18 protein-coding genes and 4 tRNA genes are annotated in these 17,570 nt (G+C 41.6%); 4 read left to right on the top strand and 18 right to left on the bottom strand.

Annotated elements, in window-relative coordinates; all coding sequences use genetic code 11:
* Positions 1-53 precede the first annotated feature (53 nt).
* From rpoB to fbaA, 18 genes are all read right to left on the bottom strand, one after another.
* On the bottom strand, positions 54-3,866 hold the full coding sequence (rpoB, locus tag BC643_RS19565; RefSeq protein WP_120274968.1) for a DNA-directed RNA polymerase subunit beta: 3,813 nt from the start codon (positions 3,864-3,866) through the stop codon (positions 54-56).
* Positions 3,867-3,972: 106 nt separating this feature from the next.
* Complete coding sequence (gene rplL / locus BC643_RS19560) at positions 3,973-4,353, bottom strand: 50S ribosomal protein L7/L12 (RefSeq protein WP_120274967.1); 381 nt, start codon at positions 4,351-4,353, stop codon at positions 3,973-3,975.
* A 38-nt stretch (positions 4,354-4,391) separates the two neighbouring features.
* Entirely contained in the window at positions 4,392-4,910 is a 519-nt protein-coding gene (gene rplJ, locus BC643_RS19555) for a 50S ribosomal protein L10 (RefSeq protein ID WP_120274966.1), read from the bottom strand.
* Positions 4,911-4,925: 15 nt separating this feature from the next.
* A complete protein-coding gene (rplA, locus tag BC643_RS19550; RefSeq protein ID WP_120274965.1) occupies positions 4,926-5,618 on the bottom strand; it encodes a 50S ribosomal protein L1 in 693 nt (230 codons plus the stop codon).
* 14 nt (positions 5,619-5,632) lie between these two features.
* Positions 5,633-6,076: a 50S ribosomal protein L11 gene (gene rplK / locus BC643_RS19545; protein ID WP_120274964.1), complete on the bottom strand. Its 444-nt coding sequence runs from the start codon at positions 6,074-6,076 to the stop codon at positions 5,633-5,635.
* Between the two features lie 21 nt (positions 6,077-6,097).
* On the bottom strand, positions 6,098-6,646 hold the full coding sequence (nusG, locus tag BC643_RS19540) for a transcription termination/antitermination protein NusG (RefSeq protein ID WP_120274963.1): 549 nt from the start codon (positions 6,644-6,646) through the stop codon (positions 6,098-6,100).
* A gap of 18 nt (positions 6,647-6,664) precedes the next feature.
* Positions 6,665-6,856 carry a preprotein translocase subunit SecE gene (secE, locus tag BC643_RS19535; RefSeq protein ID WP_120274962.1) on the bottom strand — a complete coding sequence of 64 codons (192 nt, stop codon included), beginning with the start codon at positions 6,854-6,856 and terminating at the stop codon, positions 6,665-6,667.
* Between the two features lie 145 nt (positions 6,857-7,001).
* Positions 7,002-8,189 carry an elongation factor Tu gene (gene tuf / locus BC643_RS19530; RefSeq protein WP_120274961.1) on the bottom strand — a complete coding sequence of 396 codons (1,188 nt, stop codon included), beginning with the start codon at positions 8,187-8,189 and terminating at the stop codon, positions 7,002-7,004.
* Positions 8,190-8,229: 40 nt separating this feature from the next.
* Positions 8,230-8,301, bottom strand: a tRNA-Thr gene (locus BC643_RS19525).
* Between the two features lie 24 nt (positions 8,302-8,325).
* A tRNA-Gly gene (locus BC643_RS19520) sits at positions 8,326-8,398 on the bottom strand.
* Positions 8,399-8,479: 81 nt separating this feature from the next.
* A tRNA-Tyr gene (locus BC643_RS19515) sits at positions 8,480-8,565 on the bottom strand.
* A gap of 56 nt (positions 8,566-8,621) precedes the next feature.
* Positions 8,622-8,695, bottom strand: a tRNA-Thr gene (locus BC643_RS19510).
* Positions 8,696-8,855: 160 nt separating this feature from the next.
* A complete protein-coding gene (gene hpf / locus BC643_RS19505; protein WP_120274960.1) occupies positions 8,856-9,158 on the bottom strand; it encodes a ribosome hibernation-promoting factor, HPF/YfiA family in 303 nt (100 codons plus the stop codon).
* A 21-nt stretch (positions 9,159-9,179) separates the two neighbouring features.
* Entirely contained in the window at positions 9,180-10,064 is an 885-nt protein-coding gene (locus tag BC643_RS19500; RefSeq protein ID WP_120274959.1) for a tyrosine-type recombinase/integrase, read from the bottom strand.
* A 42-nt stretch (positions 10,065-10,106) separates the two neighbouring features.
* Positions 10,107-10,298, bottom strand: a complete 192-nt coding sequence (gene rpsU / locus BC643_RS19495) for a 30S ribosomal protein S21 (RefSeq protein ID WP_120274958.1) — start codon at positions 10,296-10,298, stop codon at positions 10,107-10,109.
* A gap of 273 nt (positions 10,299-10,571) precedes the next feature.
* A complete protein-coding gene (locus BC643_RS19490) occupies positions 10,572-11,489 on the bottom strand; it encodes a helix-hairpin-helix domain-containing protein (RefSeq protein WP_120274957.1) in 918 nt (305 codons plus the stop codon).
* 110 nt (positions 11,490-11,599) lie between these two features.
* On the bottom strand, positions 11,600-12,964 hold the full coding sequence (locus BC643_RS19485; RefSeq protein WP_120274956.1) for a sodium-dependent transporter: 1,365 nt from the start codon (positions 12,962-12,964) through the stop codon (positions 11,600-11,602).
* 134 nt (positions 12,965-13,098) lie between these two features.
* Entirely contained in the window at positions 13,099-14,178 is a 1,080-nt protein-coding gene (fbaA, locus tag BC643_RS19480; protein ID WP_120274955.1) for a class II fructose-bisphosphate aldolase, read from the bottom strand.
* 259 nt (positions 14,179-14,437) lie between these two features.
* On the opposite strand from fbaA, the gene BC643_RS19475 reads away from it, so the two are divergent.
* The 4 genes from BC643_RS19475 (at position 14,438) to BC643_RS19460 (ending at position 17,383) form a co-directional block, all read left to right on the top strand.
* Positions 14,438-15,433 (top strand): class II fructose-bisphosphate aldolase, encoded by a 996-nt coding sequence (locus BC643_RS19475; protein WP_120274954.1) that lies wholly within the window; start codon positions 14,438-14,440, stop codon positions 15,431-15,433.
* Positions 15,434-15,520: 87 nt separating this feature from the next.
* A complete protein-coding gene (locus BC643_RS19470; RefSeq protein WP_120274953.1) occupies positions 15,521-16,228 on the top strand; it encodes a DNA alkylation repair protein in 708 nt (235 codons plus the stop codon).
* A gap of 87 nt (positions 16,229-16,315) precedes the next feature.
* Positions 16,316-16,843: an RNA polymerase sigma factor gene (locus BC643_RS19465; RefSeq protein ID WP_120274952.1), complete on the top strand. Its 528-nt coding sequence runs from the start codon at positions 16,316-16,318 to the stop codon at positions 16,841-16,843.
* Positions 16,844-16,855: 12 nt separating this feature from the next.
* Positions 16,856-17,383, top strand: a complete 528-nt coding sequence (locus BC643_RS19460) for a hypothetical protein (RefSeq protein ID WP_120274951.1) — start codon at positions 16,856-16,858, stop codon at positions 17,381-17,383.
* The last annotated feature ends 187 nt before the right edge of the window (positions 17,384-17,570 follow it).

Genomic DNA, 17,570 nt, shown 5'->3' with positions numbered 1-17,570 from the left:
GACGTCTTTAATATCAAATTAATTAAGAGGAACGCAAACGCGTTCCGTTGTCATCAATCCAGAGTTACACTCAAGCCCAAACCACGTAATTCGTGCAGCAATACGTTGAGTGATTCCGGAATTCCGGCTTGTGGCATTGGCTCACCTTTTACAATTGCTTCGTAAGCTTTTGCACGTCCAAGTACGTCATCAGATTTCACTGTCAGGATCTCTTGAAGGATGTGTGATGCACCGAATGCTTCCAGTGCCCAAACTTCCATCTCCCCGAAACGCTGACCACCAAATTGAGCTTTACCACCCAATGGTTGCTGTGTAATCAATGAGTATGGTCCGATTGAACGAGCGTGCATTTTGTCTTCAACCATGTGACCCAGTTTCAACATGTAGATCACACCTACCGTTGCCGGTTGGTCGAATGGCTCTCCGGTTTCACCATCGCGCAGATAAGTTTTACCGAAGGCTGGCACGCCTGCTTTGTCAGTGTATGCAGTTACTTCTTCCAAACTAGCACCATCGAAAATAGGAGTGGCAAATTTCAATCCCAATTCTTTTCCGGCCCATCCAAGAACAGTTTCATAAATCTGTCCCAAGTTCATACGAGAAGGTACACCAAGCGGGTTCAATACAATATCAACCGGTGTTCCGTCTTCCAGGAACGGCATGTCTTCATCACGTACAATACGCGATACGATACCTTTGTTACCGTGGCGACCTGCCATTTTATCACCGATTTGCAGCTTACGTTTTTTAGCGATGTAAACTTTCGCCAATTGAATAATACCTGCAGGAAGCTCATCACCGATTGTCACGTTGTAACGTTTACGACGTGCAACCGCTTCGTGTTCCTTGTATTTTTGGATATAATTCAATACCAACGCATAGATCATATCGTTTTTGTCCTTGTCTGTCGTCCATTTTCCAGGGTTCACAGTCAAGTAGTCGATTTCTTGGAGTTGTTTCAACGTGAATTTTACGCCTTTCGCAATCAACTCTCCGCCGTAGTAATCTTTCACACCCTGGCTGGTTTTCCCGTTTACCAGGTTGAAAAGTTTATCTTCCAAGCGAGCTTTCAATGCGCTGATCTGACGGTCAAATTCTTCGTCAATTTGATCCAGCAAGGGCTTAGTAGCCATTTTCCCTTTTTTGTCTTTTACAACACGGGAGAACAGTTTTTTGTCGATAACCACACCATTCAATGAAGGAGAAGCTTTCAACGAAGCATCTTTCACATCACCTGCTTTATCTCCGAAAATTGCACGCAACAATTTTTCTTCCGGTGAAGGATCAGACTCCCCTTTCGGTGTAATCTTACCGATCAAAATATCACCTGGTTTTACAACGGCACCAATACGGATCAAACCGTTTTCGTCCAGGTTACGGGTTGCTTCCTCACTCACGTTCGGAATATCAGAAGTAAATTCTTCTACCCCGCGTTTTGTGTCGCGTACTTCCAAAGCGTATTCATCAACGTGAACAGATGTAAATACATCTTCACGAACGATACGTTCAGAAATCACGATCGCATCCTCGTAGTTATATCCCTGCCATGGCATGAAGGCCACACGCAGGTTACGTCCCAATGCCAACTCACCTCCTTCGGTTGCATAACCTTCAGTCAGGATCTGACCTTTAGTTACACGTTGTCCTTTTTCCACAATCGGTTTCAGGTCAACAACAGTACCTTGGTTGGTTTTTTGGTATTTGGCAATTTTATAGCTCTTCAATTCTGTGTCGAAGCTAACGTATTTCTCATCATCCGTCATATCGTAACGAACAATTACTTCGTCAGCATCTACATAGTCGATAACACCTTCGCCTTCAGCAGCAATCATCACCCGTGAGTCTTCAGCAGCTGATTTTTCCAGTCCGGTACCAACAATTGGTGCTTCCGGACGAAGCAACGGCACTGCCTGACGCATCATGTTCGATCCCATCAAAGCTCGGTTCGCATCATCATGTTCCAGGAAGGTAATCAACGAAGCGGCAACAGAAGCAATCTGGTTAGGACCTACGTCCATCAATTGAACTTCTTCTTTTTCAACCAATGGGTAGTCACCTTCCAAACGAGCTTTAACACGTTGGTTAATAAAATGACCATCATCATCGATTGGCGCGTTTGCCTGTGCAATCACCTTACCTTCTTCTTCCTCGGCAGTCAAGTACATTACGCCGTCTTCCGACAAGTCAACCTGACCGTTTTCTACCTTACGGTATGGAGTCGAGATAAATCCTAAATCGGTTACTTTGGCGAACACGCACAAAGAAGAAATCAAACCGATGTTCGGACCTTCAGGAGTTTCAATCGGACACAAACGTCCGTAGTGAGTATAGTGAACGTCACGAACCTCGAAACCGGCACGTTCACGAGAAAGACCACCAGGTCCCAAGGCTGACATACGACGTTTGTGCGTCATTTCCGCCAGTGGGTTTGTTTGGTCCATGAACTGTGACAGCGCGTTGGTACCGAAGAACGAGTTGATAACAGATGAAAGTGTTTTCGAATTGATCAAGTCAATTGGAGTAAACACCTCGTTATCACGTACGTTCATACGTTCGCGAATGGTACGGGCCATACGGGCCAGACCAACACCAAACTGGTTGTACATTTGTTCGCCAACTGTACGAACACGACGGTTACTCAAGTGGTCGATATCATCGACATCGGTTTTTGAGTTAACCAGTTTGATCAAATATTTGATGATTTCTATAATGTCCTCTTTAGTCAGAACAGTAACATCCATTTGAATGTCCAGTCCTAACTTCTTGTTGATACGATAACGTCCTACTTCACCAAGATCATAACGTTTCTCTGAGAAGAACAATTTGTCAATCACGTCGCGGGCGGTAGCCTCATCAGGCGGTTCTGCGTTACGCAACTGACGGTAGATGTGCAATACAGCTTCTTTTTCCGAGTTACACGGGTCTTTTTGAAGCGTATTGTATATAATGGCAAAATCCTGAAGGTTGTGATCCTCTTTGTGCAACAAAATTGTTTTTGCACCTGAATCAACAATCTCATCGATATGTTCTTTTTCGATGATCGTTTCACGGTCGATCAAAACTTCGTTACGTTCGATAGATACTACTTCACCAGTATCTTCATCTACGAAGTCTTCAACCCAGGTTTTCAATACACGGGCAGCCAGTTTACGACCAACCACTTTTTGAAGACCTGTTTTTGAAACCTTGATTTCATCGGCAAGACCGAAAATTTCCAGGATGTCTTTATCGCTTTCGTAACCAATGGCCCGTAACAAAGTTGTTACAGGTAATTTCTTTTTACGGTCGATGTACGCATACATCACACTGTTGATGTCGGTAGCGAACTCAATCCATGATCCTTTGAAAGGGATGATACGGGCTGAGTACAACTTAGTACCGTTTGCGTGTACACTTTGACCGAAGAAAACCCCAGGTGAACGGTGTAATTGAGATACAACCACACGTTCAGCACCGTTGATAACAAAGGTACCTTTGTCTGTCATGTACGGCACTGTTCCCAGATATACGTCCTGAACGACTGTGTCAAAATCTTCATGCTCAGGATCGGTACAATACAGTTTTAGTTTGGCCTTCACCGGAACACTGAACGTTAATCCCCGCTCAATACATTCGTCGATTGAGTAGCGTGGCGGATCAACTTGATAATCAATAAACTCTAAAACGAAATTATTTCTTGTATCTGTGATCGGGAAGTTTTCTTCGAATACCTTGAATAAACCCTCGCTTTTTCTATTCTCAGGCGTTGTTGCCATCTGAAAAAACTCTTTAAAGGCTTTAATCTGAACTTCGAGGAAATCGGGATAATCAAATACTGTTTTTGTAGAAGAGAAACTAATCCTCTGGTTTTCAATGTTTAATGACATGTATCAACTAAATTAAGTGAACTTAAAATCTAAATATGCAAAAAGGCTTAGAATCCCACATACGTGGGACTCTAAACCATCCAGACCTTATATGGTCTTCAGTCTCTTATTTAAGTTCAACTTCAGCTCCAGCTTCTGTCAACTGATTTTTCAAAGCTTCTGCTTCGTCTTTTGAAACTTTTTCTTTGATAGCTTTCGGTGCACCGTCAACTACTTCTTTAGCTTCTTTAAGACCTAACCCAGTCAATTCTTTAACCAATTTAACAACAGCCAATTTTGATGCTCCTGCAGATTTCAGGATTACGTCAAATTCTGTTTGAACAGCTTCTTCAGCAACTTCACCACCAGCAGCAGGGCCAGCAGCTACAGCTACAGCAGCAGCAGCAGGTTCAATACCATATTCTGTTTTTAAAATGTCAGCTAATTCATTAACTTCTTTTACAGTCAAGTTTACTAACTCTTCTGCAAGCACTTTTAAATCTGCCATTTTCCTTTAAATTTTTATGCGATAAAATGTAACTAAAATTATTCTTTTTCTGAAAGTGTCTGAAGGATGCCGTGGATTGTGTTTCCGCCTGATTGCAATTGACCCAATACGGTTTTGATTGGTGATTGCAGCAAGCCAACAAGTTCTCCAAGTAACTCATTCTTAGACTTGATTGAAGTCAACGCTTCTAATTGGTTTTCACCTACGTAAACTGATTCTTCAACGTAAGCGGCTTTAAGTACTGGTTTTTTGTACTTTTTACCGAATTCTTTGATCAGTTTAGCTGGCTCGTTACCAACTTCACAAAACATGATAGAAGTGTTTCCTTTAAGTACATCGTAAAGTTCCTCTGCATTCTTTTCAGAATTTTCGAGTGCTTTACGCAGGAGTGTATTCTTAACAACAACCAATTTAATTTGTTTGTTGAAACACTGACGTCGCAGACTGCTTGTGTCTTCAGCATTCAAGTCAGCTGTGTCGGCCAGATAAAAGTGGCTGTAAGAATTGATTTCCTGCGTCAGATTATCGATGATATCTAATTTCTCTGATTTTTTCATTTCAACAATTCTTTACTAGTCAACTGACTTTGGTTCAACTTGAATACCCGGACTCATAGTACTTGAGATGTAAATACTTTTTACATAAGTACCTTTTGCAGCAGTTGGCTTCAATTTGATGATAGTGTTCATAAATTCACGTGCGTTTTCTTCGATCTTTTTCGGGTCGAAAGAAACTTTACCAATTGAGGTATGCACGATACCGAATTTATCAACTTTAAAATCAATTTTACCTTGCTTTACTTCTTTGATAGCTTTGCCTACTTCCATCGTAACGGTACCGCTCTTTGGGTTTGGCATCAAGCCTCGTGGACCAAGTACACGTCCCAGTGGGCCAATTTTACCCATCACTGGTGGCTGTGTAATTACAACATCGAAATCAGTCCAACCACCTTTGATTTTGTCGATCATGTCGTCCAAACCAACGTAGTCTGCACCAGCTTCTTTCGCTTCGGCTTCTTTGTCCGGAGTTACTAAAGCTAGCACGCGAACTTCTTTCCCTGTTCCGTGGGGTAAAGAAACAACGCCTCTAACCATCTGATTAGCTTTGCGAGGGTCAACTCCAAGACGAACATCTATATCAACAGAAGCATCAAATTTAGAAAAGGTAATATCCTTTACTAATTGTGCAGCTTCCTCGATTGTATAGAGTTTGCCTTGTTCAAGTTTCTCCTGAGCAAGCTTCATATTTTTTGTAATTCTGCCCATCTTTAATAATTTAATTAGTTATTAGCTGGGAATTCACCTTCAACAGTAATCCCCATACTTCTGGCAGTACCAGCAACCATTCTCATTGCAGATTCCATTGTAAAACAATTCAAATCTGACATTTTAGTTTCTGCAATTTGTTTTACCTGATCCCAGCTTACCTTCGCTACTTTTTTCGCGTGAGGTTCAGCTGAACCAGATTTCAATTTTGCAACTTCTAACAATTGAACGGCTACCGGGGGTTGTTTAATTACAAAATCAAACGATTTGTCTGCATAAACAGTAATAATAACCGGGAGCACTTTACCAGCTAACTCCTGAGTACGGCCGTTAAACTGTTTGCAGAACTGCATGATGTTTACACCTTTGCTACCCAATGCTGGTCCAACTGGTGGTGAAGGATTAGCCGCACCCCCTTTTATTTGCAATTTGATTAATCCAGCAACTTCTTTAGCCATAATAATTAATAATAAAATTTACTACTCCTTTTCGACTTGCATGAAGCTAAGTTCCAAAGGCGTTTTTCGTCCAAAAATTTTGACCATCACTTTCAACTTCTTCTTCTCCTCGTTGATCTCCTCAATGATTCCATTGAATCCGTTAAAAGGACCGTCAGTCACTTTCACAGTTTCGCCAACAACATACGGAATGTTAACCTCTGCATCAGCTTCGGCCATCTGGTCAACACGTCCTAAAATACGGTTCACCTCTGACAATCGCATGGGAACAGGATCTCCCCCTTTGGTGTCACCTAAGAAACCGATCACGTTGGTAATATTTTTCAACATGTGCGGGATCTCACCTACCAGGGCAGCTTCAATCAAAATGTAACCTGGAAAGAAATTTCGTTCTTTACTAATTTTTTTCCCGTTACGGATTTGATAAACCTTTTCCGTTGGAATAAGTACCTGCGAAATGTACTCTTGAAGTCCAGCATTCGCTATTTCGCTTTCGATATATTCTTTAACCTTCTTTTCTTTACCTCCGACGGTTCTGAGAACATACCATTTTTTGACGTTTTCGCTCATTCTGACTCTCCAATCGTATTAATAAAATAAACTGTACACTAGATTCATAACGTTCTCGAAAGAGATATCCATTACGAATACAACAAGTGCTATGATAAAGGAAGCAACCATTACAATAAATGCACTATTTTGCAACTCTTTCCAAGTAGGCCAACTTACTTTATGTACTAGTTCGTTATAAGCCTCTTCGAAATATAGTTTAAGTTTCATTCTAACTTTCTTTATTTAGTTGTTGTGGATGAGCAAGAATCGAACTTACTTTTAAACAGCAAAAAAACTCCCGTCGAGTTTCATCCGAAAAGAGTCCCGAGTCCAAAGACTCGGGACTTCTTCAAATTTATCTTATACCGAAGTATTATTCTACGATTTCAGTAACCTGACCCGCACCTACAGTACGTCCACCTTCGCGGATAGCGAAACGAAGACCGATGTTCAATGCTACTGGGTAGATCAATGTAACGTTGATAGACACGTTATCACCTGGCATTACCATTTCACGTCCTTCTTCCAAAGAAATCTCACCGGTTACGTCCAATGTACGCAGGTAGAATTGAGGACGGTATTTGTTGTGGAATGGAGTGTGACGACCACCTTCTTCTTTTTTCAATACGTAAACCTCAGCTTTGAATTTAGTGTGAGGAGTGATTGAACCTGGTTTTGCCAAGATCATACCACGTTTGATTTCTTTTTTGTCAACACCGCGCAACAACAAACCTACGTTGTCACCAGCTTGACCATCATCCAAAATCTTACGGAACATCTCAACACCAGTACATACAGTCTTACGACCTTCAGCACCCAAACCGATCAATTGCAATTCATCACCTGTGTGAACCAAACCAGTTTCGATACGACCAGTGGCTACAGTACCACGACCAGTGATCGAGAATACGTCTTCTACAGGCATCAAGAATGGTTTGTCGATATCACGTGGAGGAAGTGGAATCCAAGTGTCGCAAGCGTCCATCAATTCCATTACTTTTTCTTCCCATTGTGCTTCACCGTTCAATGCACCAAGTGCTGAACCTTGAATAACAGGAGTATTATCGCCGTCGAAGTTGTAGAAAGAAAGCAATTCACGAACTTCCATTTCAACCAATTCCAACAATTCTTCGTCTTCAACCATGTCAACTTTGTTCATGAAAACAACCAAACGAGGTACGTTTACCTGACGAGCCAACAGGATGTGTTCGCGAGTTTGAGGCATAGGACCATCAGTAGCAGCTACTACGATGATCGCACCGTCCATCTGAGCAGCACCAGTTACCATGTTTTTCACGTAGTCGGCGTGACCCGGACAGTCAACGTGTGCATAGTGACGAGTAGCTGTTTGATATTCAACGTGAGCAGTGTTAATAGTGATACCACGCTCTTTTTCTTCTGGAGCACTGTCGATAGAAGCGAAAGATTTAACTTCAGAAAGACCTTTTTTTGCCAATACAGCAGTGATAGCAGCTGTCAGGGTAGTTTTACCGTGGTCAACGTGGCCGATAGTACCAATGTTAACATGGTCCTTATCCCTATTAAAATGTTCTTTAGCCATAACAAATAAGAATTTTAAATTTTATTTTAATTTCAATCTGAGCCGAGGATGAGAATTGAACTCACGACCTCATCCTTACCAAGGATGCGCTCTACCCCTGAGCTACCACGGCAACAAGTTCGTCGCAAATATTTTGAGCGGGAGACGGGATTCAAACCCGCGACCCTTAGCTTGGAAGGCTAATGCTCTATCAGCTGAGCTACTCCCGCAACTTAATCAGTTTAAAGTTTCGAGTTTAAAGTTTCAAGTAATTCAACTCAAAACTATTAACTGTAAACTTGCAAACTGTTTGGTGGGGAGAGCAGGATTCGAACCTACGAAGGCGTACGCCAGCAGAGTTACAGTCTGCCCCAGTTGGCCACTTTGGTATCTCCCCAACTAATTTTGCTTTCAATATTTTAAAGAACTAAAGCCTTAAGGCTTAAACTTTTGAGCCGGATCACAGATTCGAACTGTGGACCCCGAGATTACAAATCACGTGCTCTGGCCAACTGAGCTAATCCGGCATAACATTTGCTTAACTTTTCGCCGCAGTATCCTCTCCAAATCAGTATACTAACTTATTTTTTGACGATTAATTCTCCCTCAAAAGGAGTACTTCGAAAAGGGTTTGCAAATGTATAAATATTTTTAATTAACACACAAATTCTGGTGTAAATTTTAAAATTATTTTTCTTTCAGCTTTTCTTTGAATTTGGAGAGCTGTTTCTTCAATGCATCAATAGACAAATCGATAGCTTCTTCAAAAGAATCTGCCTGCTTTTTAGCAAACAAATAGTCAGCGGAAGGAATGGAAATTTTAACCTCTGCAACCTTATTATTATTAATCTCAGGTTTCTCAATTTTCAGGATCACTTCAGCAGAAATAATTCCATCGAAAAATGTATCAAGCTTGTTGGTTTTTTTAACGGCAAAATCAACTAGTTTTTGATCTGGCGTAAAATGAACGGCATTCACATTAATATTCATAACTTTTCCTCCTCTGTTAATTTAAGCCCTGGGGTGAGCTTGTTTATAAATGCTTTGTAGTTTTTCTGTCGAAGTATGAGTGTAAACCTGCGTTGCTGCCAAATTGCTATGCCCCAGCAATTCCTTTACAGCATTCAGATCTGCACCCCGGTTCAACAAGTGAGTTGCATAAGAGTGTCTTAATATGTGCGGACTTTTCTTTTCTAGCGGGGTCACCAAAGCCAAATGATTATACACCACGCGATAAATCAACTTGTGGTAAACCGGTTTGCCCTTTGAGGTTACAAAAAACTGTGGGGAATTATTTCCGAATTCGGTCTCTCTCATGTTCAGATACTCTCCGATCAAGTTATTCAAACTCCGTGGATATGGAACAATTCTTTCTTTATTGTTTTTACCCAAAACCCGAAGCAAAGTTTCGCTTTGACGGATATCCGAATCTTTTAAATTAACCAATTCAGAAAGACGCATCCCGGTACCGTAAAACAAGCTTAAAATTAGCTTGTCACGAACACCTTCGAAATCATTCCTGAAATACCCGTTATCCAGCAAACGATGCAAACTTCCCTCATCAACAAAATAAGGAAGTTTTTTGGGGACCTTTGGCGAAATCACCGAATCCATCGGCGTAACCTCTATCAATTCCTGCCTCAATAAAAATTTATAAAACGATTTCAAAGAAGTAATCTTGCGGTTCACCGTCTTTGCTGCCATTCCGCCATCCATTAGCGAAACAACCCAAGACCGAACCATCTTACTATCAACCTTTAAAACGTTAAAATCCCCGACCGTTTTGAACAAAAACTCTTCAAACTGATCGAGGTCTTTCTTATAGGCAACAACTGTATGATCCGAACATCTTTTTTCGAATCTCAAATATTTCAGAAAAGATTCCTGATAGGACATAAACCCTAAATTTCTGCAACCAGGAACCAGGCTTAGAAAATACTAGTCGTCCTGACGTTGCATGTTTTGAATGTAGATCGCTTTTTTAACCTCAGCTCTTCTTGTTACTGAAGGTTTTGTAAAAGCTTGTCTTTCACGCAATTCTTTGATTACGCCAGTTTTTTCAAACTTTCTTTTGAATCTTTTCAGGGCTCTTTCGATATTTTCGCCTTCTTTAACCGGAATAACGATCATATTTTTAAATTTTAATGTGTTTTTATTTTTCGAGCCGCAAATTTAGAAAATCTTCAATACTTATCAAATTTATCTTGAAAAAATTAAAAATAAAAAGATTGAAAAACTGGATTCGTAACGAAAGCACTCTACTGAGAATTACTCTTTTAATGTAGTTGACTTACCTGGATGGTAAACTTTCACTAGTCTTGGGTACCTGAAATCAAAGTATGGGAAGGAGTTTGTATCCTTTATTTTTCCCGGCCGCAAAAGATTAATTTTTCTCATGCATCTTTATTTTAAGTAGAATACAAGTTTCCGGAATTTTTCAGTTCCGATTATTGAATCCGTTAAAAGGATGTTCTTATCGCTAATATAACCGTTTTTGCTTCGCAAATCAATAATCCGCCTCGCTTCTTTATAATTTATATAGGGATGCCGACTCAACTCGTCAACCGAAGCAAAATTCAGATCCAACTTTCTTACTTCAACACCGTCAACTCTGAAATTGTTTAGGTTCTGCTGTACAACTTCTGGCTTCAGTCCGTAAACCTCGTAAAGCTGATCGGGACTAACAAAACCGCCCAATAAATTCCGGTAGCTTACAATCCGCTTGGACAGCACCGGCCCGATACCTGGCAGCTTTTCGAACTCGCTCGCATCTGCTATATTAATCTCAATTTGCAAAGAGATTGCCTCTTTCGTATTGAAATCCTGAAGCGGCAGCACTGACGCTTCTTTAGTTTGTGACTGGGCCTCTGTAACCGCGGGATAAGATTTTCGGGGAGCAGGCTGATCGACGGGCTCAATCTCGACAAACGATTCAACGACAGCAAAAATAGAATCGTTCATGCCGTAGATTTTTCGCAAATCGTCGGCTTTCCTGAATTTTCCACCATGGGCCCGGTAACTCAATATATTTCTTTTGACGTAGGCTGGAAGGTCCAAACCACTCATGGTGATGGAATCAATTGTATTGGGGTCGAAATGAAATAATGAAACAGGCTGGGATTGTTTCTGATTTTCGCCAGCTTTTACTTCGGCCAAAAATTTCTCGAACGCCTGCTCGTCGGCCAGAGTTGGTTTTTCGAAATAGAAAAAGATACGATTAGCAACAATCAGGAAGCACACTATAATAATAAGTACGACAAGGCCCGAACGCTCGCCTTTCGTAAACGTGAAATACTCTCGTATAATTTTGCGCAGTTTCATTGGTCGAAATCGTCCAAAAAAGTTACGCAAAATTCATTAAGATAAAAACACCCGGCAAAAGGCAGTTGCTTGCAGAACCAACTTGCGCTCTTATACCCGTATTGGTGCGTTTAAATATTCAACAAGCCAATTCCCTTCAGGAAGACGATAGCGATTGCAATTGGCGCAATAATACGTACCAGGAACATAAATATCGACAAAAACATTTCGGTAATGCTTCCACCTTTCTGAATTTCTTCACGAACCTTCTTGCGCCCCAATCTCCAGCCCACAAAAAGTGAGATAAATAATCCACCAAGAGGAAGGAGCAGGTTGGCCGAAACCCAATCAAGTAAATCGAAGAAGTTCAAATCGAAGAAAGTATAATGATCAAAGATCCCCATTGACAGGGAGCAGATGATTCCCAAAAGCGAAATAATCACCGTTGCAAAAACGGTCGCAACACGGCGTTTCATTTTTAGTTCTTCATTAAAATACGCGACGACTACCTCCAAAATTGAAATAGACGAAGTAAGCGCTGCAACAGTCAGCAAAAGGAAGAACAAAATCGAAAAGATATAACCTCCCGGCATTTGCTGAAACACGTTCGGCAGTGTAATGAAAACCAATCCGGGGCCGCTGCTCGCCTCGATCCCGAAAGCAAAAACTGCCGGAAAAATAGCAACACCTGCCAGAACTGCTATCAACGTATCGGCGACAGTCACATTAATTGCTGTATTAATCAGGTTGTTTTTATTATCGATGTATGAACCGTAGGTAATCAAGGTTCCCATCCCCAAACTCAACGAGAAGAACGCGTGGCCCAATGCACTCAATATCCCCTCGCCTGTCAATTTCGAAAAGTCGGGGTGAAACAAGAACTTCAGACCCTCGCCTGCCCCCGGCAATGTGATGGCACGAATATCAAGAACCAAAATAATAACAACCAAAAGTGGCATCATGATCTTCACATTCTTTTCGATACCATCCTTGATCCCGATCATAACGATCAAACCGGTGAGAAACATGAAAATCAACTGGTAAATTACCGGGCGAAAAGGTGCAGCAATAAAGTCAGAAAACATCGAAGACAACTGATCGGGCGTTTGCGACTTAAATCCATTTAGGACCGACACCACCACATACTCGACACTCCAGCCCGCAACAACTCCGTAAAAAGCCAAAATCATAAACGCCGCTCCTACTCCAAGCATCCCAACATAGCGCCACATCGATTTTGGAGCCAGTTTTTTGAAAGCTCCGAAAGCATTTCGTCGTGATTTACGACCAATAATCAACTCGGAAAGCATGACCGGCAAACCGATAGCCGCGATAAATCCAAGGTACACAAAAAGGAAAGCTGCCCCACCGTATACACCGGTGATGTATGGAAACTTCCAAATATTTCCCAATCCGACTGCCGAACCGGCTGCTGCCGCGATTACACCAAACTTACTGGAAAACTCAGCTCTGCCGCCTTTACGTTTTTCTGTCATGTCTCATGATTTAAATTGAAATTTCTTCGGGTTGTTTTGTTGCAATTTGAAATCAAAAATGCAAAATAAATCAATGGAGACAAAAAAAGCTCTCCGCAGTGCGAAGAGCTTTAATAAATATTTTATACCGGAAATTAGTTTACACCGATACAGTTCAAATCTTCGAAAGCAACTTTCAAACGAGCGATTGTTGCCTCTTCACCTTTACGAATCCAAACGCGAGGATCGTAATATTTCTTGTTCGGTTTGTCTTCACCTTCCGGGTTACCGATCTGTCCTTGCAGATAATCGTGGTTAGCAGCTTCGTAAGCACGAACACCATCCCAGTATGACCATTGCGTATCCGTATCGATGTTCATTTTGATAACACCGTAAGAGATCGCTTCGCGAATTTCTTCACGAGTTGAACCTGAACCACCGTGGAATACGAAGTTTACAGGTTTTACATCAGTCAAACCGAACTTTTCTGTGATGTATTTTTGAGAAGCATCCAGAATTTTCGGAGTCAATTTAACGTTACCTGGCTTGTAAACACCATGTACGTTACCGAACGACGCAGCAATTGTGAAGTTCGGGCTGATTTTCTTCAGTTCTTCGTAAGCGAAAGAAACTTCTTCAGGTTGTGTGTACAACAAAGCATTGTCAACATCTGTGTTGTCAACACCGTCTTCTTCACCACCGGTAACACCCAACTCAATTTCGAGTGTCATATCGATTTTAGCCATACGCTCAAGATATGTTTTACAAATCTCGATGTTTTCTTCCAGTGATTCTTCCGACAAGTCAATCATGTGAGAGGAGAACAATGGTTTTCCGGTTTCTGCATAGAATTTTTCACCCGCTTCCAACAGACCGTCAATCCAAGGCAATAATTTTTTAGCAGCATGGTCAGTGTGCAAAACAACACGTACACCATACAATGCAGCAACCTCATGAATGTATTTTGCTCCGGCAACAGCACCGGCAATTTGAGCTTGCTGTCCGTCCAATTTTAATCCTTTACCAGCATAGAATTGTGCTCCACCGTTTGAAAATTGAATCATAACAGGAGAGTCAACAACTTTGGCCGCTTCCAGAACTGCATTCACAGAACTTGAGCTTACAACATTTACAGCAGGCATTGCAAACCCACCTTCTTTAGCAAGTTTGAAAAGCAACTGTAAATCAGAGCCTGTAACAACTCCAGGCTTAATGTGATCAGAAATTTTTCCCATTGTTAAAATGAATTTTAATAAACAACTACACCCAAAACTACGAAGTCGCAGAAATGTTCATTAAAATGTGTTAAGCTTAGTTTAAAATCAGAAAGCAGTGCGATTCCTTTCTCCGGCAAATCTTTAAATATTTACTAAAATTGTTGCAGTTTTGAAAAAGCCGAAAAGAATAGTCTATCTGCAAAAGCGTTCCTGTCTTTTTCGAAACCAGAAAAAACCAAAGAAAAAAGTAATTTTTATCAACTAATTATTCATTAAAATGGCAGTAAGTTATAAAGACTTAGGGCTCGTTAACACGAAAGAACTGTTCAAAAAAGCTGTTGACGGCGGTTATGCAATTCCTGCATACAATTTCAATAACCTGGAACAACTTCAGGCAATCATCCAAGCATGTGTTGAAACAAAATCACCTGTAATTCTGCAAGTTTCTTCAGGTGCACGTAAATATGCCAACGCTACTTTGTTGCGTAACATGGCTCGCGGTGCTGTTGAATATGCTGAAGAATTGGGTTATAAAATTCCGGTTGTTCTTCACCTTGACCACGGTGATACATTCGAATTGTGTAAAGACTGTATCGACAACGGTTTCTCTTCTGTAATGATCGACGGTTCTCACCACTCATACGAAGAAAACATTGCCCTGACTAAAAAAGTAGTTGAATACGCTCACGCACACGGTGTAACTGTTGAAGGCGAATTAGGCGTATTGGCTGGTGTTGAAGATGACGTGGTTGCTGAACACTCAACTTACACTAAACCTTCAGAAGTTGAAGATTTCGTAAACCGTACCGGTGTTGACTCACTGGCTATTTCAATTGGTACTTCTCACGGAGCACACAAATTTACTCCTGCTCAGTGTACTAAAAATGCTGACGGCGTGTTAATTCCACCTCCATTGAAATTCGAGATCCTGGAAGAAATCGAAAAACGTATTCCTGGATTCCCAATTGTACTGCACGGTGCTTCTTCTGTTCCAATGAAATATGTTGACGAAATCAACGCTAACGGTGGTTCATTAGCTGCTGCTGTTGGTATTCCTGAAGAACAATTGCGCAAAGCTGCTAAATCTGCCGTTTGTAAAATCAACATCGACTCTGATGGTCGTTTGGCAATGACTGCTGCTGTTCGCAAAGTGTTTATCGAAAAACCGGGAGAATTCGACCCTCGTAAATTCCTCGGACCTGCTCGCGACGAACTGAAAAAACTTTACATGCACAAAAACGTGGAAGTTTTGGGTTCTGCTCAACAAGCGTAAACAAACACACCCGATAATTTTCAAAGAGGATGGCCAATTGGTCATCCTTTTTTATTTCCGATCACCTAACTTTACCAATAAAAAGCCATGCATCCAGTTTTAGTTCAAGTTCGCTCGGAACTTCAACAACTCGCCAATCCTGAAATCGCTGAAATTAATCAACGCTTTTTCAAAGAGCCCATCACCGTTTATGGCTTAAAAGCTGTAGATATCCGTAAACTTGCAAAATCGAGTTACAAAGACATAAAAGATCTCCCGAAAGCAGAAATATTCGACATCTGCGACCAGTTTTGGCAATCGGGTTATCACGAAGAAGCGATCATTGCCTGTCTTTGGGCTTACGAATTGCGAAAAAGTTACACCCTCGACGACTTCGCGGTGTTTGAAAAGTGGATTAAAAACGATATCACCAATTGGGCCCAGTGCGATACGCTTTGCAACCACCCGGTTGGCGACCTGGTCATGTTGTACCCGGATTTGATTTCAAAGTTGAAGGCCTTCGCCAATTCCGAAAACCGATGGGTGAAACGGGCTGCTGCCGTCAGCCTCATTATTCCAGCCCGCCGAGGCAAATTCCTCTACGACATCTTCGAAATTGCTGACCTTCTGCTAACCGACACCGACGATTTGGTGCAAAAGGGTTACGGCTGGATGTTGAAAGCAGCCTCGGAAGCACACCAACAGGAAGTGTTCAATTACGTCGTAAGCAAAAAAGCAGTCATGCCGCGAACCGCACTGCGCTACGCCATTGAAAAGATGCCGAAAGAGATGAAGGCAGAAGCGATGAAAAAGTAATATTTCAATCCTCACCGAATATCCATCCATAAATTTTGTAACAATCCCTTTTTAAGCCCAACTAAATAGAAAACAAGCAGAGAATTGATGATGACGAAAGAAACGCGTTTCAAAGAAATTGTCGCTGAAAACGAAGAACGGATCCGACGAATATGTCGTTATTATGCCCCGTCGGAAGAAGATTCGAAGGATATGTGCCAGGAAGTTCTGGTGAATATCTGGAAAAGCCTGGACAACTTTCGGGGCGACGCTGCCATGAGTACCTGGATTTATAGAATTGCAGTGAACACCTCACTCAGTCATTCGGGCAAAGCGTTTAAGCAGATGAAATTCCGTGTCGATGCAGACGAGCAAACGCTGGGCAAACTTTTAGAGGACGACGGAGGCGAACAGGTTCAGTTACTCGAAAAACAACTGGAGCTGATGGAATCCGAAATCAACCAACTCTCCGTCATCGACAAAGCTTTAATCAGTCTGATGTTAGAAGATGTTCCCGGCAAAGAAATCGCCAACATTATCGGGATCACCGAACCCAATGTGCGGGTAAAATTGCACCGGATCAAAGAAATTCTTCGTCACGCAATGAAAAACTCATTAATCAATCAGGACGCTTAAAAAGAATTCAACATGAACCAATTATTAGATAAATTAAAAGCAGCAGACAAGCGAATGATACGCATCTCGCGCGGCGTTCAGATCTTGTATTTAATTATGGTACCGCTTTATGCTATATTCTACATATGGAATCCCGGCGGCGAAATGAACCTTTACGAGCGCCTCGGCGGTGGTGTAATTGTGATCGCATTATTCTGTTTTGCGTTGATATTCAGACTTCGGATCAAACGACTAAAAAGCGTGGACTATGCGCTACCAACCACTCAAATGCTGGCTGAAGCCACTAAGCGCTTCAAATTGTGGAAACCTGAATTAAAATGGGCCTTGCTAACCGCTGCCCTAATGGATATTGGAGTATCTGTTTCAAGCTACAATCACCTGGAAGAGACCGCTCCCTGGACACGCGTGGTAGAAATCCAGTACATCATGATACCGGCACTACTAATTGGCTTGGGAATAGGAATCATCTGGTGGCATTTCAAATACAAACCTCTGCGCGACCATGCTCAGAAACTATTGAACGAATTAACTGCTGAATAAAAATCACCCGGAATTCCCTTTCCTAGAGTCATCTCCTGTTGAGACCAAATTCTTAACAATAAAAAAAAGAGCCTCGACTTTCGATGAGGCTCTCGGACTAGTTTGCTCCCCCGACTACCGCCTGAATTAACCGGTAGCTATTGTGACCATTCAACTCAAAATGTTGTCTGACGAATGATTGATATTT

This window comes from Mangrovibacterium diazotrophicum (genome assembly GCF_003610535.1).
GTDB lineage: Bacteria > Bacteroidota > Bacteroidia > Bacteroidales > Prolixibacteraceae > Mangrovibacterium > Mangrovibacterium diazotrophicum.
This window is presented reverse-complemented; position numbering and strand designations above follow the sequence as displayed.

Excerpts from the sequence above, each read along its gene's own strand:
- hpf (WP_120274960.1), bottom strand. The coding sequence starts at position 9,158 with ATGAATATTAATGTGAATGCCGTTCATTTTACGCCAGATCAAAAACTA.
- rpoB (WP_120274968.1), bottom strand. The coding sequence starts at position 3,866 with ATGTCATTAAACATTGAAAACCAGAGGATTAGTTTCTCTTCTACAAAA.
- BC643_RS19475 (WP_120274954.1), top strand. The coding sequence starts at position 14,438 with ATGGCAGTAAGTTATAAAGACTTAGGGCTCGTTAACACGAAAGAACTG.
- rplJ (WP_120274966.1), bottom strand. The coding sequence starts at position 4,910 with ATGAAAAAATCAGAGAAATTAGATATCATCGATAATCTGACGCAGGAA.
- rplK (WP_120274964.1), bottom strand. The coding sequence starts at position 6,076 with ATGGCTAAAGAAGTTGCTGGATTAATCAAATTGCAAATAAAAGGGGGT.
- fbaA (WP_120274955.1), bottom strand. The coding sequence starts at position 14,178 with ATGGGAAAAATTTCTGATCACATTAAGCCTGGAGTTGTTACAGGCTCT.
- rplL (WP_120274967.1), bottom strand. The coding sequence starts at position 4,353 with ATGGCAGATTTAAAAGTGCTTGCAGAAGAGTTAGTAAACTTGACTGTA.
- rplA (WP_120274965.1), bottom strand. The coding sequence starts at position 5,618 with ATGGGCAGAATTACAAAAAATATGAAGCTTGCTCAGGAGAAACTTGAA.
- rpsU (WP_120274958.1), bottom strand. The coding sequence starts at position 10,298 with ATGATCGTTATTCCGGTTAAAGAAGGCGAAAATATCGAAAGAGCCCTG.
- BC643_RS19470 (WP_120274953.1), top strand. The coding sequence starts at position 15,521 with ATGCATCCAGTTTTAGTTCAAGTTCGCTCGGAACTTCAACAACTCGCC.
- tuf (WP_120274961.1), bottom strand. The coding sequence starts at position 8,189 with ATGGCTAAAGAACATTTTAATAGGGATAAGGACCATGTTAACATTGGT.
- BC643_RS19465 (WP_120274952.1), top strand. The coding sequence starts at position 16,316 with ATGATGACGAAAGAAACGCGTTTCAAAGAAATTGTCGCTGAAAACGAA.
- BC643_RS19460 (WP_120274951.1), top strand. The coding sequence starts at position 16,856 with ATGAACCAATTATTAGATAAATTAAAAGCAGCAGACAAGCGAATGATA.
- secE (WP_120274962.1), bottom strand. The coding sequence starts at position 6,856 with ATGAAACTTAAACTATATTTCGAAGAGGCTTATAACGAACTAGTACAT.
- BC643_RS19500 (WP_120274959.1), bottom strand. The coding sequence starts at position 10,064 with ATGTCCTATCAGGAATCTTTTCTGAAATATTTGAGATTCGAAAAAAGA.
- nusG (WP_120274963.1), bottom strand. The coding sequence starts at position 6,646 with ATGAGCGAAAACGTCAAAAAATGGTATGTTCTCAGAACCGTCGGAGGT.
- BC643_RS19485 (WP_120274956.1), bottom strand. The coding sequence starts at position 12,964 with ATGACAGAAAAACGTAAAGGCGGCAGAGCTGAGTTTTCCAGTAAGTTT.
- BC643_RS19490 (WP_120274957.1), bottom strand. The coding sequence starts at position 11,489 with ATGAAACTGCGCAAAATTATACGAGAGTATTTCACGTTTACGAAAGGC.